The 23,610-nt window shown below is 59.9% G+C and carries 21 protein-coding genes and 1 riboswitch; of the genes, 11 read left to right on the top strand and 10 right to left on the bottom strand.

The genetic code is table 11. The annotated features are described in order from the left end of the window. Nucleotides 1-113 precede the first annotated feature (113 nt). The 4 genes from rhlE2 to ahcY all read right to left on the bottom strand — a co-directional run bounded on the left by rhlE2 (nt 114) and on the right by ahcY (nt 5,592). Nucleotides 114-1,991, bottom strand: a complete 1,878-nt coding sequence (rhlE2, locus tag AC07N8_RS22535; RefSeq protein WP_027926599.1) for an RNA helicase RhlE2 — start codon at nt 1,989-1,991, stop codon at nt 114-116. Between the two features lie 223 nt (nt 1,992-2,214). Beyond that, nucleotides 2,215-3,030, bottom strand: a complete 816-nt coding sequence (locus AC07N8_RS22530; RefSeq protein WP_493145892.1) for a substrate-binding periplasmic protein — start codon at nt 3,028-3,030, stop codon at nt 2,215-2,217. Between the two features lie 124 nt (nt 3,031-3,154). Beyond that, the gene (gene metF / locus AC07N8_RS22525; protein WP_483843412.1) at nt 3,155-4,000 is read right to left on the bottom strand and encodes a methylenetetrahydrofolate reductase [NAD(P)H]; all 846 of its coding nucleotides are present in this window, start codon (nt 3,998-4,000) and stop codon (nt 3,155-3,157) included. A gap of 182 nt (nt 4,001-4,182) precedes the next feature. Continuing rightward, on the bottom strand, nt 4,183-5,592 hold the full coding sequence (gene ahcY, locus AC07N8_RS22520; protein ID WP_027926602.1) for an adenosylhomocysteinase: 1,410 nt from the start codon (nt 5,590-5,592) through the stop codon (nt 4,183-4,185). 23 nt (nt 5,593-5,615) lie between these two features. Next, nucleotides 5,616-5,718, bottom strand: a riboswitch (S-adenosyl-L-homocysteine riboswitch). Between the two features lie 198 nt (nt 5,719-5,916). Here ahcY and AC07N8_RS22515 point away from each other — a divergent pair. Together AC07N8_RS22515 and AC07N8_RS22510 are read left to right on the top strand one after the other, a co-directional pair. Further along, nucleotides 5,917-6,321, top strand: coding sequence for an acyl-CoA thioesterase (locus AC07N8_RS22515; protein WP_123434694.1), 405 nt, complete (start codon nt 5,917-5,919; stop codon nt 6,319-6,321). 204 nt (nt 6,322-6,525) lie between these two features. Further along, on the top strand, nt 6,526-7,410 hold the full coding sequence (locus AC07N8_RS22510) for a formate/nitrite transporter family protein (protein WP_493145891.1): 885 nt from the start codon (nt 6,526-6,528) through the stop codon (nt 7,408-7,410). Between the two features lie 115 nt (nt 7,411-7,525). Here the strand turns inward: AC07N8_RS22510 and AC07N8_RS22505 are convergent, their stop codons facing one another. After that, nucleotides 7,526-8,695 carry an MFS transporter gene (locus AC07N8_RS22505; protein WP_493145890.1) on the bottom strand — a complete coding sequence of 390 codons (1,170 nt, stop codon included), beginning with the start codon at nt 8,693-8,695 and terminating at the stop codon, nt 7,526-7,528. A gap of 216 nt (nt 8,696-8,911) precedes the next feature. On the opposite strand from AC07N8_RS22505, the gene AC07N8_RS22500 reads away from it, so the two are divergent. Both AC07N8_RS22500 and AC07N8_RS22495 read left to right on the top strand, forming a co-directional pair. Next, a complete protein-coding gene (locus AC07N8_RS22500; protein ID WP_493145889.1) occupies nt 8,912-9,745 on the top strand; it encodes an EamA family transporter in 834 nt (277 codons plus the stop codon). Nucleotides 9,746-9,784: 39 nt separating this feature from the next. Continuing rightward, a complete protein-coding gene (locus AC07N8_RS22495) occupies nt 9,785-10,168 on the top strand; it encodes an MAPEG family protein (protein WP_483843416.1) in 384 nt (127 codons plus the stop codon). Between the two features lie 145 nt (nt 10,169-10,313). Here AC07N8_RS22495 and mltA read toward each other — a convergent pair whose 3' ends face one another. After that, nucleotides 10,314-11,498, bottom strand: coding sequence for a murein transglycosylase A (gene mltA, locus AC07N8_RS22490; protein ID WP_493145888.1), 1,185 nt, complete (start codon nt 11,496-11,498; stop codon nt 10,314-10,316). A gap of 128 nt (nt 11,499-11,626) precedes the next feature. Here mltA and AC07N8_RS22485 point away from each other — a divergent pair, with 128 nt between their 5' ends. Then, a complete protein-coding gene (locus AC07N8_RS22485) occupies nt 11,627-12,076 on the top strand; it encodes a c-type cytochrome (protein ID WP_123434688.1) in 450 nt (149 codons plus the stop codon). A gap of 15 nt (nt 12,077-12,091) precedes the next feature. Here AC07N8_RS22485 and AC07N8_RS22480 read toward each other — a convergent pair whose 3' ends face one another. The 4 genes from AC07N8_RS22480 to AC07N8_RS22465 form a co-directional block, all read right to left on the bottom strand. Then, nucleotides 12,092-12,487 carry a DUF1090 domain-containing protein gene (locus AC07N8_RS22480; protein WP_027926610.1) on the bottom strand — a complete coding sequence of 132 codons (396 nt, stop codon included), beginning with the start codon at nt 12,485-12,487 and terminating at the stop codon, nt 12,092-12,094. A 97-nt stretch (nt 12,488-12,584) separates the two neighbouring features. Continuing rightward, nucleotides 12,585-14,258 carry an NAD-dependent DNA ligase LigB gene (gene ligB, locus AC07N8_RS22475; protein ID WP_493145887.1) on the bottom strand — a complete coding sequence of 558 codons (1,674 nt, stop codon included), beginning with the start codon at nt 14,256-14,258 and terminating at the stop codon, nt 12,585-12,587. A gap of 263 nt (nt 14,259-14,521) precedes the next feature. After that, nucleotides 14,522-15,712 carry a methionine adenosyltransferase gene (gene metK, locus AC07N8_RS22470; RefSeq protein ID WP_123434685.1) on the bottom strand — a complete coding sequence of 397 codons (1,191 nt, stop codon included), beginning with the start codon at nt 15,710-15,712 and terminating at the stop codon, nt 14,522-14,524. An 18-nt stretch (nt 15,713-15,730) separates the two neighbouring features. Next, a complete protein-coding gene (locus AC07N8_RS22465) occupies nt 15,731-16,726 on the bottom strand; it encodes an ArsR/SmtB family transcription factor (protein WP_483843420.1) in 996 nt (331 codons plus the stop codon). 273 nt (nt 16,727-16,999) lie between these two features. On the opposite strand from AC07N8_RS22465, the gene tkt reads away from it, so the two are divergent. The 6 genes from tkt (at nt 17,000) to fba (ending at nt 23,397) form a co-directional block, all read left to right on the top strand. Beyond that, on the top strand, nt 17,000-18,997 hold the full coding sequence (tkt, locus tag AC07N8_RS22460; RefSeq protein WP_483843421.1) for a transketolase: 1,998 nt from the start codon (nt 17,000-17,002) through the stop codon (nt 18,995-18,997). A 177-nt stretch (nt 18,998-19,174) separates the two neighbouring features. After that, nucleotides 19,175-20,236 carry an erythrose-4-phosphate dehydrogenase gene (epd, locus tag AC07N8_RS22455; protein ID WP_140671175.1) on the top strand — a complete coding sequence of 354 codons (1,062 nt, stop codon included), beginning with the start codon at nt 19,175-19,177 and terminating at the stop codon, nt 20,234-20,236. A gap of 17 nt (nt 20,237-20,253) precedes the next feature. Then, nucleotides 20,254-21,417, top strand: coding sequence for a phosphoglycerate kinase (locus tag AC07N8_RS22450; RefSeq protein WP_483843422.1), 1,164 nt, complete (start codon nt 20,254-20,256; stop codon nt 21,415-21,417). Nucleotides 21,418-21,451: 34 nt separating this feature from the next. Next, nucleotides 21,452-21,673, top strand: a complete 222-nt coding sequence (locus AC07N8_RS22445; protein WP_027926617.1) for a hypothetical protein — start codon at nt 21,452-21,454, stop codon at nt 21,671-21,673. 56 nt (nt 21,674-21,729) lie between these two features. Next, nucleotides 21,730-22,062, top strand: coding sequence for an MliC family protein (locus tag AC07N8_RS22440; RefSeq protein ID WP_027926618.1), 333 nt, complete (start codon nt 21,730-21,732; stop codon nt 22,060-22,062). Between the two features lie 270 nt (nt 22,063-22,332). Beyond that, a complete protein-coding gene (gene fba / locus AC07N8_RS22435; RefSeq protein ID WP_007945427.1) occupies nt 22,333-23,397 on the top strand; it encodes a class II fructose-bisphosphate aldolase in 1,065 nt (354 codons plus the stop codon). Nucleotides 23,398-23,610 lie beyond the last annotated feature (213 nt).

Below are 23,610 nucleotides of genomic sequence, written 5' to 3'. Positions count from 1 at the left end.
TTTCGCCGCAGACACAAGAACGCCCCCGACCTTGCGGTCGGGGGCGTTTTTTGTCAGGCCAAAAAAATGCCCCGGATCGTGAGATCAGGGGCATTTTTCATGGCGGGAAAAACTTAGCGATTGCGGGTCAGCAACGCTGGTTTTTCGCCGCGTGGACGGCCTGGCAGTTGATCAAGTTGCTCGGGAGTCGGGAAACGATCGGTTTTCGACTCCTTGTGAATGATCTTCGGCGCTGGACCGCGCGGGTTCTGCACGGCTGGTTCCGAACGTGGCTGATCGTCACGGGCCGGACGACGGTTGCGGCCTTCTTCGCGACGGGCCTGACCGTCACGTGGCGCACCGCTGCGTGGACCGCTGCGCTTGGCCGGCGGGGTGCCGGTGGTGGCGCCGTCGCTGCTGCGTGGACCGCTTTGGCGACCCTGAGGCTTGCCGCCGGTGCGCGGAGCACCTGCGCCAGCGGTCGTGCCTTGTGCCGGAGCACCCGGACGGCGACCACGGCCCTGAGCCGGTTTGGCTTGAGGGACGTAATCAACGCGGTTACCGAAGTTATCGATATCGTCGTCCAGGAACTCGTCTGGAGCACGGTCAGCCGCGGCAGCGCGTGGCGCCGGACGCTGTTGCTCGCGCGCCGGGGTGCCTTCGCGTGGCTTGTGTTCACGGGCCGGACGATCGCCACGACCAGTAGCAGCAGGTTTTTCCTTGCCGCCCTTGTCTTTGCCTTTGTCCTTGCGACCGCCACCACCACCGGTGCCGTTCGGACCGTCGCCGCGCGGGCCACGTGGGTTGCGCGGGTTACGCACATCCGGCCGCTCGCGGACTTCAGGTTTCTCGGCTTCTACAGCGCTGGAGTCGAAGCCCATCAGGTTGCCGTCGGCAATCTTCTGCTTGGTCATGCGCTCAATGCTTTTCAGCAGCTTCTCTTCGTCCGGAGCGACCAGCGAGATCGCCTCGCCCGAACGACCGGCACGGCCAGTACGGCCGATACGGTGCACGTAGTCTTCGTCGACGTTTGGCAGTTCGAAGTTGACCACGTGTGGCAACTGGTCGATGTCCAGGCCGCGAGCGGCGATGTCGGTAGCAACCAGAATGCGCACTTCACCGGCCTTGAAGTCAGCCAGGGCTTTGGTGCGGGCGTTCTGGCTCTTGTTGCCGTGGATCGCGACGGCGCTGAGGCCGTGTTTGTCCAGGTACTCGGCCAGGCGGTTGGCGCCGTGCTTGGTGCGGGTGAACACCAGCACCTGTTCCCAGGCGCCTGCGGTGATCAAGTGCGCCAGCAGCGAACGCTTGTGGTTGGCTGGCAGGCGGAATACGCGCTGTTCGATACGCTCGACCGTGGTGTTCGGCGGCGTGACTTCGATGCGTTCCGGGTTGTGCAGCAACTTGCCGGCGAGGTCGGTGATGTCCTTGGAGAACGTCGCCGAGAACAGCAGGTTCTGCCGTTTGGCCGGCAGGCGGGCCAGGACCTTCTTCACGTCATGGACGAAGCCCATGTCGAGCATGCGGTCGGCTTCGTCCAGCACGAGGATTTCCACGTGGGACAAATCGACGCTGCCTTGGCCGGCGAGGTCGAGCAGGCGGCCAGGGCAGGCCACCAGCACGTCAACACCGCGGGACATGGCCTGAACCTGCGGGTTCATGCCGACGCCGCCGAAGATGCAGGCGCTGACGAACTTCAGGTCACGGGCATAGACCTTGAAGCTCTCGTGGACCTGGGCTGCGAGTTCGCGAGTCGGGGTCAGGACCAGGACGCGCGGTTGGCGCGGGCCGTGACGCTGGGATTTGTCCGGGTGACCGTTAGGGAACAACCGCTCCAGGATCGGAAGGGCGAAGCCACCGGTTTTACCAGTACCTGTCTGAGCCGCGACCATCAGGTCGCGACCTTGCAACACGGCGGGAATGGCCCGCTGTTGCACCGGAGTAGGCTCGGTATAGCCCGCTGCCTCGATGGCGCGGACTAAAGCCTCGGAGAGACCGAGGGAAGCAAAGGACATGAGTAATCCTGTTTTAGTTAGGGCTTGGCCCAATGGGAGTCTTGCCTGGCGCGAATGGCGTTTATGAGGAACGCAATCCCGTCCGGTCCTGCTGGGCCTTGAAAGCTCGTCTGGAGCGCTCGCGCGGGCTGAAGAGCTGCGCTGTAGCGGGGTCGAGATGCCTTGAACAAGTCCGAGCGTCCGGGCGTGAGCCTGGCGGGAAGGCCGGAGTATAACAGAGCAATCACTGCGCGCCGCTTTCCTGCTGCTCAACGGTTTTTACGGTGGCCGAGGCAGCAGTAGCGGCTTTCACATCAGCGCCCGGATCGGCGCCGTAACGGGCGCTCAACTCCGCGTAGGCGGGCTCGCGCTTGAAACGCTTGAGTTCGGCACCGAAACGCTGCACCAGCAGGTCCATGCCGGCATTTTTGCGTACCGCCAGAAACTGGCTCTGGTGGCTGATAACGGTCGGGTTTTCAGTGATGCTGCCGCGGATACCCAATTCATCGAGCAAGTGCTGGCCGACCCGGCGATCCGTGATCAGCAGGTCGATCCGTCCGCGTACCAGCTTGCCGAAGTTGGCTTCATGGGTCGGCGCCGGTTCACGGGTGAACAGGGTGGAGTCGCTGAAATCCTTGCTGTAGAGGTAGCCCGGCGAGGTGCCGATGGTCAGGCCTTTCAGGTCGTCGAGGGTGCGAAACGGATGGGGTTTGTCATTGGCGTAGAACATCACGAATTCGACTTCCGAGAGCGGCTCCACGGGGTAGAGCAGGGTCGCGTCACGCTCATCGCTGTGGAAAATGTCCAGCGCGCCGTCCGCCTGCCCGGTTTCGAGCATCGACAGGCAGCGTTTCCACGGCAGGAACTGCCAGTCCACTTCGATCCCCAGGCGTTTGAAGACAATGGCCGTGGTTTCGTAATCCAGTCCCAGGGCCTTGCCGTCTTCCTCATAGACGTAAGGCGCCCATGGTTCGGTGACAATGCGCAGCTTCTCGCCCCGGGCGGCGAAGCTCAGGCAAGTAAAAAGCAGCACTGTCAGACATTGCGAAATCAGGGGCATGGCTTGAGATTACGACGAGAAATCATAAAGAGCCAGAAACTGGATCCAGAAGCTCTGGCACAAGGCATATTCCATAAAAAAGGCCCTGGATTTCGCCAGAGCCTTTTCAGGGTTTTGCACTGTTTCAGCGCGGCAACTTCAGGTTGTTCCACACCGCCAGGCTCGCTTCAGCCTGATTCAGTGTGTAGAAGTGCAGGCCGGGTGCGCCACCTTGCAGCAGGCGTTCGCACATTTCGGTGATGACTTGCTCACCAAAGCCTTGAATGCTTTGGGTGTCGTCGCCGTAGGCTTCCAGCTGTTTACGGATCCAGCGCGGGATTTCTGCGCCGCAGGCGTCAGAGAAACGCGCCAGTTTGCTGTAGTTGGTGATCGGCATGATCCCCGGCACGATCGGGATGTTCACACCCGCGGCCCGTACACGCTCGACGAAGTAGAAGTAGCTGTCGGCGTTGAAGAAGTACTGGGTGATCGCGCTGTCGGCGCCAGCGTTGGCCTTGCGCACAAAGTTGGCGATATCGTCTTCGAAGTTGCGAGCTTGCGGGTGCATTTCCGGGTAAGCGGCGACTTCGATGTGGAAATGATCGCCGGTCTCTTCACGAATGAATTCGACCAGGTCATTGGCGTGGCGCATTTCGCCGCTGGCCATGCCCATGCCCGAAGGCAGGTCACCGCGCAAGGCAACGATACGCTTGATGCCGGCAGCCTTGTACTGGGCCAACAGGCCGCGCAAGTCGTCCTTGCTGTCGCCTACGCAAGACAAGTGCGGGGCGGCAGGGACTTTGACTTCGCTTTCGAGCTGCAACACGGTGTTGAGGGTGCGATCACGGGTCGAACCGCCAGCGCCATAGGTGCAGGAGAAGAAATCGGGGTTATACGTGGCCAGCTGACGGGCAGTGGCGAGCAGCTTTTCATGCCCAGCGTCGGTCTTCGTAGGGAAGAACTCGAAGCTGTAGCGACGGTCTTGGGACATGGTCATATCCTTTAAAACGCGTAAGCCTGTGGGGCTGGTTTGTCCGCAATCGCCAGCAAGCCGGCTCCTACAGGGTTTGTTTCGTACACGTTACCCGCGTACGACCGCTCCCCTGTAGGAGCCGGCTTGCTGGCGATGCAGGCAACGCGGTGTATCAGAACACCGCTATTGCCGTCAGCGAATCAGTAGCGGTAAGCGTGCGGCTTGAACGGACCTTCAACGGTCACGCCGATGTAGTCGGCCTGGGTCTTGGTCAGTTGAGTCACAACGCCGCCGAAACCGCGGACCATTTCCAGGGCCACTTCTTCGTCGAGTTTCTTCGGCAGTACTTCAACCGTCAGGCGCTCGGCTTTCTGGGCTGGCGACAGGTCGGCGTACTTCTGGCCGAACAGGAAGATCTGCGCCAGAACCTGGTTGGCGAACGAACCGTCCATGATGCGGCTTGGGTGACCGGTAGCGTTACCCAGGTTAACCAGACGGCCTTCGGCCAGCAGGATCAGGTAGTCATCGTTCTGAGCGTCGAAAGCGCCCGGGCCGGTGCGGTGGATTTTGTGAACCTGTGGCTTCACTTCTTCCCACGCCCAGTTTTTGCGCATGAAAGCGGTGTCGATTTCGTTGTCGAAGTGACCGATGTTGCAGACAACAGCGCGCTTCTTCAGGGCTTTGAGCATGTTCGAGTCGCAAACATTGACGTTACCGGTGGTGGTCACGATCAGGTCGATCTTGCCCAGCAGCGCTTTGTCGATGCTTGCTTCGGTGCCGTCGTTGATGCCGTCGATGAACGGCGAAACCAGCTCGTAGCCGTCCATGCAGGCTTGCATGGCGCAGATCGGGTCAACTTCGGAGACTTTAACGATCATGCCTTCCTGACGCAGGGACTGAGCGGAGCCCTTGCCCACGTCACCGTAACCGATGACCAGCGCTTGCTTGCCGGACAGCAGGTGGTCGGTACCGCGCTTGATCGCGTCGTTCAGGCTGTGACGGCAGCCGTACTTGTTGTCGTTCTTGGACTTGGTTACCGAGTCGTTGACGTTGATGGCCGGGATTTTCAGCTCGCCCTTGGCCAGCATGTCCAGCAGGCGGTGAACGCCGGTGGTGGTTTCTTCGGTCACGCCGTGGACGCGGTCCAGAACCTGTGGGTACTTGTCGTGCAGCAGCTGAGTCAGGTCGCCGCCGTCGTCGAGGATCATGTTGGCATCCCAAGGCGCGCCATCTTTGAGGATGGTTTGCTCCAGGCACCACTCGTACTCTTCTTCAGTCTCGCCTTTCCAGGCGAAAACCGGGATGCCGGCAGCAGCGATAGCGGCAGCGGCCTGGTCTTGAGTCGAGAAAATGTTGCAGGACGACCAACGTACTTCGGCACCCAGGGCAACCAGGGTTTCGATCAGCACGGCAGTCTGAATGGTCATGTGGATGCAGCCGAGGATTTTCGCGCCTTTGAGCGGCTGCTCACCAACGTATTTACGGCGCAGACCCATCAGGGCAGGCATTTCGGATTCGGCGATGATGGTTTCGCGACGGCCCCAGGCAGCCAGGGACATGTCGGCCACTTTGTAATCGTTAAAATCTGCAGGCGTGATAACAGCGCTCATGATGAGCCTCCATTCGTAATGTATGCGAATGGGCGCCGTTGTGCGTTTAGTGTCTGGTCGATAACGACCAAGCAACGCCCCATCCGAGCCTGACAGGTCGAACCTGCTGCAGCGCCCCTCGGACAGGTGGCGGGAAAACGGTATCAATGGAACGTTACCGTTTTGAAACGGTGGCGATTATAGCCGTGTGAGCGATACTTCCAAAGCGTTTATGTGGGGCAATGTCTGAACGGTAATCGAGACCATAGTCTATGCGTAATAGAGCTCTCGGCCGGGCTCTGCCATGATGCCCCCCATCATTTCGCAAGACGCTCAGGAGTGAATATGAATTTCCACACCCGCAAATGGGTAAAACCTGAAGACCTCAACCCCAACGGCACGCTGTTCGGCGGCAGCCTGTTGCGCTGGATCGACGAAGAAGCGGCAATCTATGCCATCGTTCAGCTGGGCAACCAGCGCGTTGTCACCAAGTACATTTCCGAAATCAACTTCGTCAGCGCCTCGCGCCAGGGCGACATCATCGAGCTGGGCATTACCGCCACCGAGTTTGGTCGCACGTCAATCAGCCTGACCTGCGAAGTGCGCAACAAGATCACCCGCAAAAGCATCCTGACGGTCGAGAAAATGGTGTTCGTCAACCTGGGCGAAGACGGCTTGCCGGCGCCGCACGGGCGTACCGAGATCAAGTACGTCAAAGACCAGTTTCAGGATGATGTCGCCAGCGAGTGACATCGGTGGTGCGGCCTTCGCGAGCAGGCTCGCTCCCACATAGATATTCAGTGAACACAGCATTTGTGATCGACAGGGATCCAGTGTGGGAGCGAGCCTGCTCGCGAAGGCGGCACCGCCGTCAATGATGATTTGACTGACTACTGAACAGCGCCGAACCACGCGTGTCGTACCTACATGACACACCACCGGTTCAGGAACGCTATGGACACCCCAAAAGACGGCAAGACCCCGAACCTCTCGGCTGAAGAACAGCACGACGTCGACAAAAACCAGCCGCCTCGTGCGGCGGTACTGCACGAAATCATCCGCACCCAGGGCGACCAGGAGCTCGAGCGCAGCGTCGCGGCGCTGTGGTGGTCGGCGCTGGCTGCGGGCCTGACCATGGGCTTGTCGCTGATGGCCATGGGGTTGCTCAATTCACGATTGCCGGACGGCGAGCACTTTAAGGTGATCGCCAGTTTTGGCTACTGCGCCGGTTTTCTTGCGGTGATCCTCGCCCGCCAGCAGTTGTTCACCGAAAACACCCTGACCGCCGTGTTGCCGGTCATGACCAAACCCACACTGAACAACTTCGGTCGATTACTGCGGCTTTGGACTGTGGTGCTGGGAGGCAACCTGTGCGGCACGTTGCTCGTGGCCTACGTGATGCTGAACCTGCCGATTTTCGATACGAAGACCGACGTGGCCTTCCTCGAAATCGGCCGCAAAGTCATGGAAAACCACGCCAGCCAGATGTTCGCCAAGGGCATCGTCTCGGGCTGGATGATCGCCACCATGGTCTGGATGATTCCGTCCATGGAGAGCGCGAAGATGTGGATCATCATCCTCATCACCTACCTCATGGCACTGGGTGATTTCACCCACATCGTGGTCGGTTCGGCCGAGGTGTCGTACCTGGTGTTTGCCGGCGAGTTGCCGTGGAAGGATTTCTGGCTGGTGTTCGCCGGCCCGACGTTGGCGGGGAATATCATCGGCGGCAGCTGCATCTTTGCCTTGATCAGTCATGCGCAGATTCGCAGCGAGAGCGGGCCGCCGAAGAAGAGTGCGGATCAGGTAGCGGATTCACGCGAGCGCGAAGAGAAGTAACGGCAGGTACACCGCGTCAGCTTCTTCGCGAGCAGGCTCGCTCCCACAGGGAAGGACTCGGTTCATGTGGGAGTGAGCCTGCTCGCGAAAGCTATTTCAGCAGCAAAGCACTCAATCAGCCGGACACATTCACCGCAGCCGCACCACGACGCTGCAGATAAATAAAGAACAACGCCGTCAGCACCGTCAAACCACTGACCAGCGCACCCGTCCACGGCAAGTCCGCCAGGTCGGCGCCACTGGCAACCACCAGCCCACCAATCCACGCGCCCGCGGCGTTGCCCAGGTTGAACGCGCTCTGATTCAGCGTCGAGCCGAGGTTGGGCGCGTCGTGTGCCTGATCGATGATCAACAGTTGCAGGATCGGGCACAGGGCGAACGCAAAGATCCCCCACAGCACCAGCGTGATCGCCGCCGGAATCACCGAATGGCTGGTCTGCGAGAACGCCGCCAGCACCACCACTACAGCCAGCGCCATGCCCACCAGCGAAGGCAGTAAACGACTATCCGCCAGTCGACCGCCGAGCATGCTTCCTGCAGTCAAACCCACGCCAAACAACAACAGCATAATCGTCACGCCATGCGGACTGACGCCGGTGATGTCCTGCAGGATTGGCGCAATGTAAGTGAACACGCTGAACAGGCTGGTCGACGCCAGCACGCTCATGCCCAGCGCCAGCAACACATTGACCTTGCCCAGCACCTTGAACTCGCTGGCCAGATTGGCCTTGTCCATGGCGATGTGGTTCGGCAGCCAGAGCCATTGCGCGATGGCGGCAATCACGCCAATCACCGAGACCGCCCAGAAGGTCGAGCGCCAGCCGGCGTACTGCCCGAGCGCGGTGCCCAATGGCACGCCCAGCACATTGGCCAGCGTCAGGCCGGTGAACATCATCGCAATGGCTTGCGCCCGTTTGTTCGGCGCGACCAGCCCGGCCGCGACCACCGAACCGATGCCGAAAAACGCACCGTGGCACAACGCAGTGACCACGCGAGCCGCCATCAGGGTGGCGTAGTTCGGCGCCAAGGCACACAGGACATTGCCGAGGATGAACATCAGCGTCATCCCCAGTAACGTCGCCTTGCGCGGCATGTTGGCGGTGCCAATCGCAAGAATCGGCGCGCCGAACACCACGCCCAGGGCGTAGCCGGTGATCAGCAGGCCGGCGTGTGGAATGCTGACGGCGAGGTCGCGAGCGACGTCGGGCAGCAGGCCCATGATGACGAATTCAGTGGTGCCGATGCCGAACGCGGCAACAGCGAGGGCAAGCAAGGCGAGTGGCATGCGCAAGGTCTCTGTCGGTAGTCTTGACGCTGTGATCAGGCATACGCATGCCGACGACCGTTCTCGGGGAGAGCGGGCATGGACAGAAATTATTGGAATTAGTCTGTGCGCAACTGAGTGCGGCGTGGTCGCTTGCAGTATAAACAGCTGCTGACATATCACGAATCAAATATCTGGGCGCTTTCCGCCGGGAACAAAAAAATAAAGGAGTGTGCCGTGCTTGCAACAGCACTGGTGTTAGTCGCGGCGCTGTTGCATGCGGCGTGGAATACCCTGATCAAATTCAGTGCGGAGCGCTTGTTGGTGGTGGCCTGCATGGACAGCGTGGCGATGTTGTTTGTCGCCGTGATGTTGCCGTTTGTGAACGTGCCGCCCATTGAAATCTGGCCGTGGATCCTGGCCTCGGCGGCGTTCGAATTGCTGTATCGCTATCTGCTGATTCAGGCCTATCGGGTCGGTGACCTGGGGCTGGTCTATCCGTTGATGCGCGGGTTGTCGCCGTTGGTGGTGCTGGCCCTGACCCTGATCTTTGCCGGGGAAGTGCTGACGAATCAGCAGATCTTCGGAATCCTGCTGATCCCGTTCGGCATGCTGTGCCTGCTGTGGCAGGGCGGTGGCGGCGCACGTTTGCCGTGGTCGATGCTGCCGGTGGTGGCGCTGATCGGTCTGTGCATTGGCTGCTACACCTTCATCGACGGCCAGGCGTTGCGGCGCTGGTCACACCCGCTCGATTATCTGGTCTGGGTCACGTTGCTCAGTGCCTGGCCATTTCCGTTGCTGGCGCTGGTGCGCAAGCGGCCGGCATTCAAGCTGTTTTGGCGGGAGCAATGGCGGCTGGGGTTGGCGGTCGGGTTTTGCGTGTTGTTCAGCTACGCTCTGGTGCTGTGGGCCATGCAGCTGGGCTCGATCGCCGAAGCGGCGGCGTTGCGTGAGATCAGCGTGATCTTGGTGGTGTTGTTCGGCATGCGCTACCTGAAAGAACCTTTCGGGCGGCCACGGCTCTTAGCCTGTGGGCTGGTGCTGATCGGCATCCTGGTGATGAAGTTTTAACCGAAACCCGAATTTCCAAACTGAAGAAAGGACTGCTTTATGACAGTTGCGCTGTGGTGCATTTTGATCGCGATTTTCCTGCCCTATGTCTGCACGGCGATTGCCAAGGCCAGTGGCGGGTATGGGCTGAAGGACAACCATGATCCCCGGGATTTTCTCGAGTCACTTAATGGTTTGGGTCGACGCGCGCATGCTGCGCAACTGAACAGTTTTGAAGTGACCCCGGCGTTCGCGGCAGCGGTGATCGTGGCGCATCTGGCCGGCAATGCCGAGTTGGTAACGATCAATGTGCTGTCGGTGTTGTTCATCACCAGCCGGTTGCTGTACATCATTTGCTACCTGGCGGATTGGGCGGTATTGCGGTCGTTGGTGTGGTTTGTGGGGATGGGGTTGATTGTGAGTTTCTTTGTGGTTTCGGTCTGATAGAGCTTTGGTAGTTTTGCCGACCCCTTCGCGAGCAGGCTCGCTCCCACACTGGACTGTGTTCGGTCACACATTTTGTATTCACCGAAGATCCACTGTGGGAGCGAGCCTGCTCGCGATAGCTATTTAACTGCCCATGCAAATCTCAGGGTTTGGTGTTCGCCGCATCAGCCACCTGAGGCACCTGCGGCAACGCCGCACCTTTAGGCCACAACATCCAGATCTGCCCCTGCTGCTTCATATCCCCGGCCAATTGCCCGGCCGCCTCGCCTGTGCCCCAGAACAGATCCGCACGCACTTCGCCAGCAATCGCGCCGCCGGTATCTTGAGCGGCCACTGGACGAACCAGTGCAGTGCCATCCGGTTTGGTGGTCGATAACCACAACAGACTGCCGAGCGGAATCACTTTGCGGTCAACCGCTGCGCTATAGCCGGCAGTGAGCGGCACGTTCAACGAGCCGCGCGGCCCTTCGTTGCTATCCGGGTTACGGGTGAAAAACACATAGCTGGGGTTGCTGCCGAGCAGCTCGGGAATCCGCGTCGGGTTGGCCTTGGCCCAATTGCTGATCGCGCCCATGGTCACGTCTTCTTTCTTCAGCTCGCCTTGCTCCACCAGCCAGCGGCCGATAGGCCGGTACGGGTGGCCGTTCTGGTCGGCGTAAGCGATGCGCAGCTGCTGACCGCTATCGAGCTGAATCCGCCCTGAGCCCTGGATTTGCAGGAATTGCAGGTTCATCGGGTCAGTCAGCCAGGCCACCACCGGGGCCTTGACCCCTTTGGTCTCAATGGTTGCCGCATCGTCATAGGGCTTGAGCACTCGCCCTTCCAGTCGACCGCGCAGGCGTTTGCCCTTGAGTTCCGGGTAGAGGCTGTCCAGCGAGACGATGATCATGTCTTCGGGCACGCCGTACACCGGGATGTTCGCCGCTGTGGTTTGCGTCAGGCTGCCGGGGTAGACCGGTTCGTAATAGCCGGTGATCAAGCCGTTGGGGTTGTCATTGGCGGCACGGAGGCCGTAGACGTCCAGGTTCTGTTTCAGGAAGGCGCGAATATCCGTGGCGGTTTGCGGCACGTTGGCGGAGGCGGTGCAGGTCGCGCCCCAGACCGGGTCGGCCTTGAGTCGATTGCACGCGCTGCGCCACGAACCGAAGCCGGCGACCAGATCGCTGTCGGACACCGCCGGCAGTGCTTCCCAGGTGGCGCTGGAATAGGTGGCCAGTGCGTGGGTTTTTGGTTTGTTGTTATCGCCGCCGGTGCAGCCGGCGAGAACGGCCACCATTGGAAGAGTCCACGCGAGGTGGTGACGCCATGCCTTGAAACGGCTGTTCATGGAGTAATTCCTTTGCCGGTCGCCTGAGTGCTCCATGCGCTCAAACAACCCGTATTGATAATAGGGCTATTGGTCTTTGTCGATGACGCGAGGATACTGGCCGCCGTTTCCCGTGACCTGAAGCCACCATGACTCTTAAAAGACTTTCTGTTGTATTGCTGGCCTGCCTGACGTTGTCCGCTTGCGGCGGCGTCGACCCGAATTCGCCGCTGGGTCAACGCAAGGCGATCTTCAAACAGATGCTCAAGACCGGCGAAGACCTGGGCGGCATGCTGCGTGGCCGCATTCCGTTCGATGGTCAGAAATTCGCCGACGGCGCCGTAAAACTCGATGCGCTGTCCCATGAGCCGTGGAAACATTTTCCGCAGGTGCGCGAAGAAGATCACACCAGCGCCAAGGACACTGTCTGGCAACAGCAGGCACGTTTTCAGGAAATGTCCCGCAACCTTGAAGCCGCCACCGGTGAATTGGTGATCGCCAGCCAGGTTCAACCTTACAAGGCCAGCAACCTGGGGCCGGCGGTGCAGAAAGTCGAAGATGCCTGCAGTGCTTGCCATAAACAGTTTCGGGATCATTGAGTCCTGAACTGACTTTTACTTATCCAGCTCGTCGAGCGCGTCCTGCAATTCCTTGCGGGACTCGGCGAGTTTGTCTTTGCGTTTGTTGATCTTGTCGGGGTCGCCTTTTTTCATGGCGCTGTCGAGGTCGGCCTGGCGTTTGCTGACTTCATGCTTGGCGTCGAGGACTTTGTTTTCCCGTTCTTTCTTCAGCGAGGCGTCGGTGCAATGCGCCGTGACTTCGCTCAAGGCGGTTTCCAGGCCAGCTTGCTGATCGGCGTTGCCGTGTGACTTGGCCAGTTCGATCTGGTTGATGATGCCCTGCTTCTTGGCAGCGCAGCCGGTCAGTTCCGGGGCTTCTTCAGCCGCCATCAGTGGAGCGGCCAGCACGCTGCAAAGGGTCAACAGGGCGAGCGGTGAAAGAAATTTCATAAAAGCTCCATGTACAAAGGCAAGCAGGTCAGTGTGGCGATGGGCGTTTGAGCGCATCTGCCTCTGGGGGTTCCCGGCTGCAGTGGATTGCCGGTCTCTAGAAACCGTCAATCCCGGCAACCCGTAATGTTTCACTCAAGGCCAGGACCTGCGGGTCGCGAAAAAACGCGCTCAATTGCGCCGCGCGTCCCGGGCCGATACCGGCTTCAGCCTGCCATTGTTCGGTGTTTCGGTTCGCCAGTGCCTGCCATGAGTCGGCAAGCTGCGCCTGCCCCGTCGGTGGTAAACCCAAGGCTTTCAGCCAACGACTGAAGGGGCGCTGTCGAGCACTGTTGAAACTGTTTAAAAGACGAGCACTGCTGCGTTCGCCGAAGCCGTTAATGGTAGCAAGCTCTTGAGCGTCGAAGGTCAACCAATCCAGAAGGCTGTTCAGACGGCCTGTTTCTAAAAGTTTCTCCCAGGTGCCGGGGCCAACATGAGGCAAGGCCAGCCCCTGCTTGCCGCTGAGCCACGCCAGTCGTGCGAGGAATTGGCTTTCACATCCCGGCGTCGGCTGCCAGCAACTCAAATGATGGTAATCGGCCGTCAGCGGAATCTTCAGCTCGGGGCGTTCGGTGCTGCGATGCACAACGCTGTCGAGTCTGGGAATGGTCAGTCCGGCCAGGCTGATGGACACCTGATCGCCGGGGCGGATGTCCAGTTTCTCCCAGCGCTGCAGGGAGCTGACGCTCACGCGTTTGATCTGCCGGTCATCGAGTGTCACCGGTTTCAGGTTCAGTACCGGTGTAATTCGTCCGGTGCGCCCGACCTTGAAGTCGACTGTTCGCACCTCGGCCAGTACCTGTGCGAAAGGGTATTTCCAGGCGATGGCCCAGTGGGGTGATTTCGCTCGCCAACGTTGCGCCGAAGGTCGCTGGCTTTGGCGCAGGACAACACCGTCAGTGGCAAATGGGAGCGGCGAGCGATACCAGTGATCACGCCAGCGTTGCGCATCGGCCATTGTCCTGACCGGTTGGCTGTAGGGCAAAGTGCTAGGGAGCCCCAACTTATCCAGAGCCGCTATTCGCTCGGGCAAATTCGTCGGGCCTTGGGGCCAGTCCCAGACAAACAATCCGATACCGGCGGCTTGTTCAGGAGCGAGCACCTTGCGCGTCATCAGACCGGCCACGGTGGAACGGGCATTTTGGCTTCCGGCCATGGCTTGTACGTGGTCGGTCAGCTGCCAATAGAGTTCGCCTTGCACCAGCATGTCCACAGGTTGCGCGAGTTGTCGGGGGATGCCAGGAATCAGACGCGCCGAGGCCGTCCAGTCCTGGCCATTGACGCCGTCGCCACGGCTGATCGCCTGATGCAGCACGCCGTTGCGGTAGGTCAGCGTCACGGCCACGCCATCGACTTTGGGTTGTATCCATATGTCTTCGCGATCACGCAGCCAGCTTTCCACCGCCTGGCCATCGGGGAGTTTGTCGAGGCCGGTGTGGGCGATGGGGTGGGTGATCTTGCCAGCGGCAGTACGCAAGGGTTCGGGCGTGAGAGCCAAGCCAAAGCATTCGCGCCATTCGATTAATTGTGCGCGGGACTGGTCGTAGATTTCGTCGGCGACCAGTGAGCGTCCACCCCGGTGGTAGTCGTCGTCCCACACGTCGATTTGATGTTGCAGGGCGGTGATTTCGTCGAGGGCGCGGGAGGGTGACCAGTCGGGGCACTCGGCTGCTTTTGAGTTCAGGCAAAACCAGGTCAGGAAGACAGCGGAAAACAGGCGCAGAAGCATCGTGAGCGTCCTTGCTCAGGTGGGGTGCTTGAAGGCTAGTCAAAATTTTCGGGCGGGAAGGGTGGGTGTTTTGCCTGGTGTTTCAGGTGTGACTGGACGGGCCTCTTCGCGAGCAGGCTCGCTCCCACATTAGATCTGTGGCGTGCACAAAACCCTGTGGGAGCGAGCCTGCTCGCGAAGGGCGCGCCACGGTCCAAAGTGAAACCCAATAAAAAACCCCGCACGGCGAACCGTGCAGGGCTTTTGGTACCGCCGGGAAAGTCTTACAAACCGGCAGCCAGACGCAGGTCGTCGGCGCGGTCGGTTTTTTCCCAGGTGAACGTGGTGAAGGTGTCTTCGCCCACGGTCTTGGTCGCCGGGGTGCGACCGAAGTGGCCGTACGCTGCGGTTTCCTGGTACATCGGGTGCAGCAGGTCGAGCATGGTGGTGATTGCGTATGGACGCAGGTCGAACACTTCGCGAACCAGTTTGACGATTTTGTCGTCGCTGATTTTGCCGGTGCCGAAGGTGTTCAACGAGATCGACGTAGGCTGGGCAACACCGATCGCGTAGGAAACCTGAATCTCGCAGCGCTCGGCCAGGCCGGCAGCCACGATGTTCTTGGCCACGTAACGACCGGCGTAGGCAGCCGAACGGTCAACTTTCGATGGATCTTTACCGGAGAACGCGCCGCCACCATGGCGAGCCATGCCGCCGTAGCTGTCGACGATGATCTTGCGACCGGTCAGGCCGCAGTCGCCAACCGGGCCACCGATGATGAACTGGCCAGTCGGGTTGATGTGGAACTGGGTGTCTTTGGTCAGCAGTTCGGCAGGCAGTACGTGCTTGACGATCAGCTCCATCACGCCTTCGCGCAGGTCTTTGTACGACACTTCAGGGTTGTGCTGGGTCGACAGAACAACGGCGTCGATACCAACAACCTTGCCGCCTTCGTAACGGCAAGTCACTTGCGACTTGGCGTCCGGGCGCAGCCAAGGCAGCAGGCCGGATTTACGGGCTTCGGCCTGGCGCTGAACCAGTTGATGCGAGAAGGTGATCGGTGCTGGCATCAGCACGTCGGTTTCGTTGCTCGCGTAGCCGAACATCAGGCCTTGGTCGCCGGCACCCTGATCTTCAGGCTTGGCACGGTCAACACCCTGGTTGATGTCTGGGGACTGCTTGCCGATGATGTTCATCACACCGCAAGTGGCGCCGTCGAAGCCGACATCGGAGCTGTTGTAGCCGATGTCCAGAATCACGTTACGCACGATTTCTTCCAGATCGACCCAGGCCGACGTGGTCACTTCACCGGCGATGATTGCAACGCCGGTCTTTACCAGAGTCTCGCACGCCACACGGGCGAACTTGTCTTCAGCAATGATGGCGTCCAGCACCGCATCGGAAATCTGGTCGGCGATTTTGTCCGGATGTCCTTCAGACACGGACTCGGAGGTGAAGAGGGAGTATTCGCTCATCTCGATGTTTTCCTGAATTTACCGATGGTGAGTGTCGCCAGCCGGTCGCTGAAAATGGCGGACCTGGATCTGGAAACCATTACGTAAGCCTACATAGAGGCTTTCCCCGGGAACGAGTCCCGCAGCGGTGGCCCAACGGGCCAAATCGTCCTGTTCAAACCCCAACCAGAGATCACCGCAGGCCTCCCTGGCCCAACTCTGGTTGTGGCTACATAACTCTGTCACGAGCAGGCTACCGCCCGGTTGCAGCAAGTCGGCCATGTGCTTGAGCGCTTCGGCCGGCGCGGCGAAATGGTGCAATACCATGTTCAGTACAACGCAGTCGGCCTGAAGACTGACACCGTTCAATGCATCGGCCAATTGCAGGCTGACGTTAGCCAGCTTTTCACGTTCGCAGACCTGGCGTGCCAGTTCGAGCATCGCCGGGCTGTTGTCCAGCGCGGTGACTTCAGTAAAGCGGCGCGCCAGTTCCGGCAGAAACTCGCCGTCACCGGGGCCGACTTCAATGGCCGTGGCACCCTTGCCGAAACCCAGCTTGTCGAGCAAGGCCACCACGCTTTCGCGGTACTGCGGCAGGCCGGCGATCAAGTCTTGCTGGGCGCGAAATTTCTCCGCAACCCGTGAGAAAAAGTCCTGGCTGGCCGCCGCTCGTTGCCCGTGCACCTGACCGATCCGCGACTGCACATCAGCCGGCAGGGTCAGGTTGTCCACTTCTTCCAGCAACGCAGCGTGCAGCTTGCCGCCCAGCAGGTCGGTGTGGGGCAGGGCGCGACGGTAGAAAATCGCGTTGCCTTCACGGCGGGTCGCCACCAGGTCGGCCTGGGCCAATACCTTGAGGTGGTGACTCATGCCGGACTGGCCGATGCCAAAGATCTGCGCCAGTTCCAGCACACCGAACGAATCGTTGGCCAGTGCGCGCAATACATTCAGACGCAGAGGGTCGCCGCCGGCCTTGCAGAGGGCCGCCAGCTCGTCGCAATCGTCATGTTGAATGGAAGGCACGCGTAAATTCATAAGGCCAGCAGTCTAGTGACGGGTCGAAATCACTGCAAGAGCAATATCAAAAAGTTTTGATATTGCTCGATAGATGGCACTTCTCGACGTTAGGTTCTGTCAACAAACGGACAGCGGAAAGGTTTCACCCGTCGAAACCGCCGTTATCACATGGAAAAACGCCTCCAGATGACTATCTGTCATTGCCCCGAGGCGGCCCGGTGAGGGAAAATGCTCGCCTTTTTTCCGATTCGTTTTATTCACTCTCGATTCAATATCCGCAGGAGAACAGCGATGCCCAGCCGTCGTGAGCGTGCCAACGCCATTCGTGCCCTCAGCATGGATGCCGTGCAAAAAGCCAACAGCGGCCATCCCGGTGCCCCTATGGGTATGGCGGATATCGCCGAAGTACTTTGGCGTGACTACCTGAAGCACAACCCGAGCAATCCATCGTTCGCTGACCGTGACCGCTTCGTGCTGTCCAACGGCCACGGCTCGATGTTGATCTACTCGCTGCTGCACCTGACCGGCTACGACCTGTCGATCGATGACCTGAAAAACTTCCGCCAGCTGCACAGCCGTACCCCGGGTCACCCGGAATTCGGCTACACCCCAGGCGTTGAAACCACCACCGGTCCACTGGGCCAAGGCCTGGCGAACGCCGTAGGTTTTGCCCTGGCTGAAAAAGTCCTGGCGGCGCAGTTCAACCGTCCTGGCCACAACGTTGTCGACCATCACACCTACGTGTTCCTGGGTGATGGCTGCATGATGGAAGGCATTTCCCACGAAGTCGGCTCCCTGGCCGGTACTTTGGGCCTGGGCAAGCTGATCGCGTTCTATGATGACAACGGCATCTCCATCGACGGCGAAGTCGAAGGCTGGTTCACCGACGACACCCCTAAGCGTTTCGAAGCCTACAACTGGCAGGTGATCCGCAACGTCGACGGTCATGACCCGGAAGAGATCAAGACCGCGATCGAAACCGCGCGCAAAAGCGATCAGCCAACCCTGATCTGCTGCAAGACCACCATCGGTTTCGGTTCGCCGAACAAGCAAGGCAAAGAAGACTGCCACGGCGCCCCGTTGGGTGACGCGGAAATCGCCCTGACCCGCGCGGCTCTGAAATGGAACCACGGTCCGTTCGAAATCCCGGCTGACATCTACGCCGAGTGGGACGCCAAGGAAGCCGGTAAAGCGGCCGAAGCCGAGTGGGATCAGCGTTTCGCTGCTTACTCCGCTGCATTCCCTGAGCTGGCCAACGAACTGGTGCGTCGCCTGAGCGGCGAGCTGCCGGCTGACTTCGCGGAAAAAGCTTCTGCTTATATCGCTGAAGTCGCGGCCAAGGGCGAAACCATCGCCAGCCGTAAAGCCAGCCAGAACGCACTGAACGCCTACGGCCCGCTGTTGCCTGAACTGCTGGGCGGCTCCGCTGACCTCGCCGGTTCCAACCTGACCCTGTGGAAAGGCTGCAAAGGTGTTACGGCTGAAGACGCCAGCGGCAACTACATGTACTACGGCGTTCGCGAATTCGGCATGAGCGCGATCATGAACGGCGTGGCTCTGCACGGCGGTCTGGTGCCTTACGGCGCGACCTTCCTGATGTTCATGGAATACGCACGCAACGCGGTACGCATGGCTTCGCTGATGAAGAAGCGCGTGGTGTTCGTCTACACCCATGACTCCATCGGTCTGGGCGAAGACGGCCCGACTCACCAGCCAATCGAGCAACTGACCAGCCTGCGCAGCACGCCGAACCTCGACACCTGGCGCCCGGCCGATGCCGTTGAATCGGCCGTGTGCTGGAAGCTGGCTCTGGAACGCAAGGACGGCCCTTCGGCGCTGATCTTCTCGCGTCAGAACCTGCAGCACCAGGATCGCAACGCCCTGCAAATCGCCGACATCGCCCGTGGCGGTTACGTGTTGAAGGACTGCGACGGCGAGCCTGAGCTGATCCTGATCTCCACCGGTTCTGAAGTCGGCCTGACCGTTCAGGCATACGACAAGCTGACCGAACAGGGTCGCAAAGTGCGCGTCGTCTCGATGCCTTGCACCAGCGTGTTCGATGCTCAGGACGCCGACTACAAGCAAGCGGTTCTGCCGTTGCAGGTCAGCGCCCGTATCGCCATCGAAGCCGCTCACGCGGACTACTGGTACAAGTACGTGGGCCTGGAAGGTCGCGTAATCGGCATGACCACCTACGGCGAGTCGGCGCCTGCGCCTGCCTTGTTCGAAGAGTTCGGCTTCACCCTGGAAAACATCCTGGGTCAGGCTGAAGAGCTGCTGGAAGACTAAGCCCAACGCGGTGGTTTCATGACCACCGCAATCCCTTGTAGGAGCTGGCTTGCCAGCGAAAGCGTCTTTTCAGTCGACAGCAATGTTGCATCTGATGGCTCAATCGCTGGCAAGCCAGCTCCTACAGGGGGTGTGTTGTTAACGAGATTTCGTCTGACTGCGTCTATCGAGAACCCCATGCCTCAACCGCGTCCTTACAAAGTTGCACTCAACGGCTACGGCCGGATTGGTCGTTGCGTCTTGCGTGCGTTGTTTGAGCGAGGCGAAAAGGCCGGGTTTGAAATTGTCGCGATCAACGATCTGGCTGACATGGCCAGCATCGAATACCTGACACGTTTCGACTCCACTCACGGGCGTTTTCCCGGCGAAGTGCGGGTTGAGGGCGATTGTCTGCATATTAATGGCGACTGCGTGAAGGTCCTGCGCAGTGCCACCCCCGAAGGCATCGACTGGGCGTCGTTGGGCGTCGATCTGGTGCTGGAGTGCTCCGGCGCTTACCACACCCGTGCCGATGGCCAGCGTTTCCTCGATGCCGGCGCGCCGCGTGTGCTGTTTTCCCAGCCGATGGCCAGCGAGGCGGATGTCGACGCCACCATCGTCTACGGCGTGAACCAGGATTGCTTGACCGGCGACGAGCTGTTGGTATCCAACGCGTCCTGCACCACCAACTGCGGCGTGCCGCTGTTGCGTCTGCTGGATCAGGCCATCGGTCTGGAATACGTGTCGATCACCACCATTCACTCGGCGATGAACGATCAGCCGGTGATTGACGCCTATCACCACGAAGACCTGCGCCGTACCCGCTCGGCGTTCCAGTCGGTGATCCCGGTGTCCACCGGTCTGGCACGCGGCATCGAACGCCTGCTGCCGGAACTTGCCGGGCGAATTCAGGCCAAAGCCGTACGGGTGCCGACGGTTAACGTGTCTTGCCTCGACATTACGATGCAGACCGTCAGCGACACCGACGCCACCGAGGTCAACCGGATTCTGCGCGAGGCCGCCACCAGTGGCCCGCTCAAAGGCCTTCTGGCTTACACCGAGTTGCCTCACGCCAGTTGTGATTTTAACCATGACCCACATTCGGCCATCGTCGATGCCAGTCAGACCCGAGTTTCCGGCCCGCGGCTGGTGAACATCCTGGCCTGGTTCGACAACGAATGGGGGTTTGCCAACCGAATGCTGGACGTTGCAGAACACTATCTGCAAACAGCTACTCCAACAGCTTCTCCAAAACAGTAACTCAGGAATTGCGACCCATGACCGTGTTGAAGATGTCCGACCTCGATCTGCAAGGTAAGCGCGTACTGATTCGCGAAGACCTCAACGTCCCAGTCAAGGACGGTGTTGTCACCAGCGATGCGCGAATCCTGGCCTCGCTGCCGACCATCAAGCTGGCCCTGGAGAAAGGCGCGGCCGTGATGGTCTGCTCGCACCTTGGCCGTCCGACCGAAGGCGAATTCTCGGCCGAGAACAGCCTCAAGCCAGTGGCTGACTACCTGAGCAAGGCTCTGGGCCGCGAAGTGCCGCTGGTTGCTGATTATCTGGGGGGCGTCGACGTCAAAGCCGGCGACATCGTGCTGTTCGAAAACGTACGCTTCAACAAAGGCGAGAAAAAGAACGCTGACGAACTGGCCCAGCAATACGCCGCCCTGTGCGACGTGTTCGTGATGGACGCCTTCGGCACCGCTCACCGTGCCGAGGGTTCGACCCACGGCGTGGCCAAGTTCGCCAAAGTCGCCGCCGCAGGCCCATTGCTGGCTGCCGAGCTGGACGCACTGGGCAAAGCCCTCGGCGCCCCGGCCCAGCCAATGGCTGCCATCGTTGCCGGCTCCAAGGTCTCGACCAAGCTCGACGTGTTGAACAGCCTGAGCCAGATCTGCAACCAGCTGATCGTCGGCGGCGGCATTGCCAACACCTTCCTGGCGGCTGCCGGTCACCCGGTCGGCAAGTCCCTGTACGAACCGGACCTGCTGGACACGGCTCGCGAAATCGCTGCCAAAGTCAGCGTGCCGCTGCCGGTGGACGTTGTGGTTGCCAAGGAATTCGCTGAAAGCGCCACTGCGACCGTCAAGCTGATCGCTGACGTGGCTGCCGACGACATGATCCTGGACATCGGCCCGCAGACCGCGGCGAATTTCGCCGAGCTGCTGAAGTCGTCCAAGACCATTCTGTGGAACGGCCCGGTCGGTGTGTTTGAATTCGACCAGTTTGGCAACGGCACCAAAGTGTTGGCCCAGGCCATTGCGCAAAGCTCGGCGTTCTCCATCGCTGGCGGCGGCGACACCCTGGCGGCCATCGATAAATATGGCGTTGCCGATCAGATCTCCTACATTTCTACCGGCGGTGGCGCGTTCCTCGAATTCGTCGAAGGCAAAGTGTTGCCAGCCGTTGAAGTCCTGGAAAGCCGGGCCAAGGCCTGAGGCCGCCCATTTGACCAGGCAAAGGAGTGTTTACATGGTCAAGACGTTAACGCTGTTGATCGCGGCGGGCATGCTGGCGGCTTGCGGGAGTAACCCGAAAGCCACGCCGGAGCCCGCGCCGCAGTCGCAGGAAAAAGGCTGCTACCAGGCCGACTGGCAAGCGGAAACCAATCCTGTGCTCAACAAGCGTTCCGGTCCCGATGGCCTGGATAAATACGAGACACAGACACCCGCCAAGGAACATGGTTGTCCTTGACGGGTCTGACTCATTACTCAGGGCTGGCGGCGTGCGCTGTCAGTCGAGGAACATGGATGAAAGGTTTTATCGCCGTTACGGCGTTGGCGTTGCTGGCCGGTTGCGCTCAGTTGAACCTGTTTCAGTCGTCCGCCCCTGTGGATAACTGGACCACCTGGACCTGCGACAGCCAGGCCAAAGTGCTGTGGCGCTACACCGACGACAGCCGCAAGGAAGTCGACGTGCGCCTCGGCGGGGCCGATCAGGTGTACCGCTTGAAACAGGAGCCGGGCGCCGAAGGTTCGCTGTACAGCAATGACATGCTGGCGTTTCACGTAAAAGGTGAGGAAGGCCTGGTTTACTGGGTCGCCACCAATGATTTGATTGGCCGCGGTTGTAAAGCGCAGTAATTGACACACCACAGATCCAATGTGGAAGCAGATCCAAATGTGGGAGCGAGCCTGCTCGCGAAAGCGGTGGATCAGCTTGCATCAATATTGAATGTGAAACCGCATTCGCGAGCAGGCTCGCTCCCACAGAGGATCTGTGCAGGTTCTTGAGATTTGAGCAGCACCGAATTCGCAGCCCGGACCAACCCCCGATCTGCAATAACTTGAATAGCCGCCGCCGCTACGGCAGGCTGGCACGATTAACGACCCAAACCGGGAGAGACACACACAATGGCACTTATCAGCATGCGCCAGATGCTGGACCACGCAGCCGAGTTCGGCTACGGCGTTCCAGCCTTCAACGTCAACAACCTTGAGCAGATGCGCGCCATCATGGAAGCCGCTGACAAGACTGACTCTCCGGTGATCGTCCAGGCTTCGGCCGGTGCTCGCAAATACGCCGGCGCCCCGTTCCTGCGCCACCTGATCCTGGCGGCAATCGAAGAATTCCCGCACATCCCGGTGTGCATGCACCAGGACCACGGCACCAGCCCTGACGTCTGCCAGCGCTCCATCCAGCTGGGCTTCAGCTCGGTAATGATGGACGGTTCCCTGGGCGAAGACGGCAAGACCCCGACCGACTACGACTACAACGTCCGTGTCACCCAACAAACCGTGGCCATGGCTCACGCTTGCGGCGTTTCGGTAGAAGGCGAGTTGGGCTGCCTGGGTTCGCTGGAAACCGGCATGGCCGGTGAAGAAGACGGCATCGGCGCCGAAGGCGTTCTGGATCACAGCCAAATGCTGACCGATCCGGAAGAAGCCGCTGACTTCGTCAAACGCACCCAAGTCGACGCCCTGGCCATCGCCATCGGTACCAGCCACGGCGCGTACAAGTTCACCAAGCCGCCTACCGGCGACGTACTGGCCATCGACCGCATTAAAGAAATCCACAAACGCATCCCGAACACCCACCTGGTGATGCACGGTTCGTCTTCGGTTCCGCAAGAGTGGCTGGCGATCATCAACCAGTACGGCGGCGACATCAAAGAAACCTACGGCGTGCCGGTTGAAGAAATCGTTGAAGGCATCAAGCACGGCGTGCGCAAGGTCAACATCGACACCGACCTGCGCCTGGCATCCACCGGTGCGATGCGTCGCCTGATGGCCACCAACCCGAGCGAGTTCGACCCGCGTAAGTTCTTCGGCGCGACCGTGACGGCGATGCGTGATGTGTGTATCGACCGTTACAACCAGTTTGGTACTGCCGGTAATGCTTCGAAGATCAAGCCGATCTCGTTGGAAGGGATGTATCAGCGGTATTTGAAGGGTGAGTTGAACGCTAAGGTTAACTAAGACGTTTCAGCGTTTGAGTTACATAAAAACCCGCCGAAACAGGCTGTGTGAAAACCTAGCAATCTGCGCAGCGCTCGAAGAAAATGCTCCGTATCGAAAGATACGGAGCATTTTTCGTTATGGCCTACATCCAGGGACAGTCCCGCAGCCAGACCAGCCTGTTTCCGGTATCGCTGGAAGAGTTGATCCCCGAGGATCACCTCGTTCGCGTTA

The sequence above is a fragment of the Pseudomonas sp. GW821-FHT10C09 genome (genome assembly GCF_059415465.1).
The sequence above is the reverse complement of the archived record's forward strand: the minus strand, read 5'-3'. Positions and strand labels throughout refer to the sequence as shown.

Bases quoted from the DNA above. Each gene is read 5' to 3' on its own strand.
- AC07N8_RS22495 (WP_483843416.1), top strand. From the start codon at position 9,785: ATGACAGTTGCGCTGTGGTGCATTTTGATCGCGATTTTCCTGCCCTAT.
- AC07N8_RS22450 (WP_483843422.1), top strand. From the start codon at position 20,254: ATGACCGTGTTGAAGATGTCCGACCTCGATCTGCAAGGTAAGCGCGTA.
- AC07N8_RS22510 (WP_493145891.1), top strand. From the start codon at position 6,526: ATGGACACCCCAAAAGACGGCAAGACCCCGAACCTCTCGGCTGAAGAA.
- AC07N8_RS22515 (WP_123434694.1), top strand. From the start codon at position 5,917: ATGAATTTCCACACCCGCAAATGGGTAAAACCTGAAGACCTCAACCCC.
- ahcY (WP_027926602.1), bottom strand. From the start codon at position 5,592: ATGAGCGCTGTTATCACGCCTGCAGATTTTAACGATTACAAAGTGGCC.
- AC07N8_RS22440 (WP_027926618.1), top strand. From the start codon at position 21,730: ATGAAAGGTTTTATCGCCGTTACGGCGTTGGCGTTGCTGGCCGGTTGC.
- AC07N8_RS22445 (WP_027926617.1), top strand. From the start codon at position 21,452: ATGGTCAAGACGTTAACGCTGTTGATCGCGGCGGGCATGCTGGCGGCT.
- AC07N8_RS22530 (WP_493145892.1), bottom strand. From the start codon at position 3,030: ATGCCCCTGATTTCGCAATGTCTGACAGTGCTGCTTTTTACTTGCCTG.
- AC07N8_RS22485 (WP_123434688.1), top strand. From the start codon at position 11,627: ATGACTCTTAAAAGACTTTCTGTTGTATTGCTGGCCTGCCTGACGTTG.
- fba (WP_007945427.1), top strand. From the start codon at position 22,333: ATGGCACTTATCAGCATGCGCCAGATGCTGGACCACGCAGCCGAGTTC.
- mltA (WP_493145888.1), bottom strand. From the start codon at position 11,498: ATGAACAGCCGTTTCAAGGCATGGCGTCACCACCTCGCGTGGACTCTT.
- epd (WP_140671175.1), top strand. From the start codon at position 19,175: ATGCCTCAACCGCGTCCTTACAAAGTTGCACTCAACGGCTACGGCCGG.
- AC07N8_RS22505 (WP_493145890.1), bottom strand. From the start codon at position 8,695: ATGCCACTCGCCTTGCTTGCCCTCGCTGTTGCCGCGTTCGGCATCGGC.
- AC07N8_RS22480 (WP_027926610.1), bottom strand. From the start codon at position 12,487: ATGAAATTTCTTTCACCGCTCGCCCTGTTGACCCTTTGCAGCGTGCTG.
- tkt (WP_483843421.1), top strand. From the start codon at position 17,000: ATGCCCAGCCGTCGTGAGCGTGCCAACGCCATTCGTGCCCTCAGCATG.
- metK (WP_123434685.1), bottom strand. From the start codon at position 15,712: ATGAGCGAATACTCCCTCTTCACCTCCGAGTCCGTGTCTGAAGGACAT.
- AC07N8_RS22465 (WP_483843420.1), bottom strand. From the start codon at position 16,726: ATGAATTTACGCGTGCCTTCCATTCAACATGACGATTGCGACGAGCTG.
- metF (WP_483843412.1), bottom strand. From the start codon at position 4,000: ATGTCCCAAGACCGTCGCTACAGCTTCGAGTTCTTCCCTACGAAGACC.
- ligB (WP_493145887.1), bottom strand. From the start codon at position 14,258: ATGCTTCTGCGCCTGTTTTCCGCTGTCTTCCTGACCTGGTTTTGCCTG.
- rhlE2 (WP_027926599.1), bottom strand. From the start codon at position 1,991: ATGTCCTTTGCTTCCCTCGGTCTCTCCGAGGCTTTAGTCCGCGCCATC.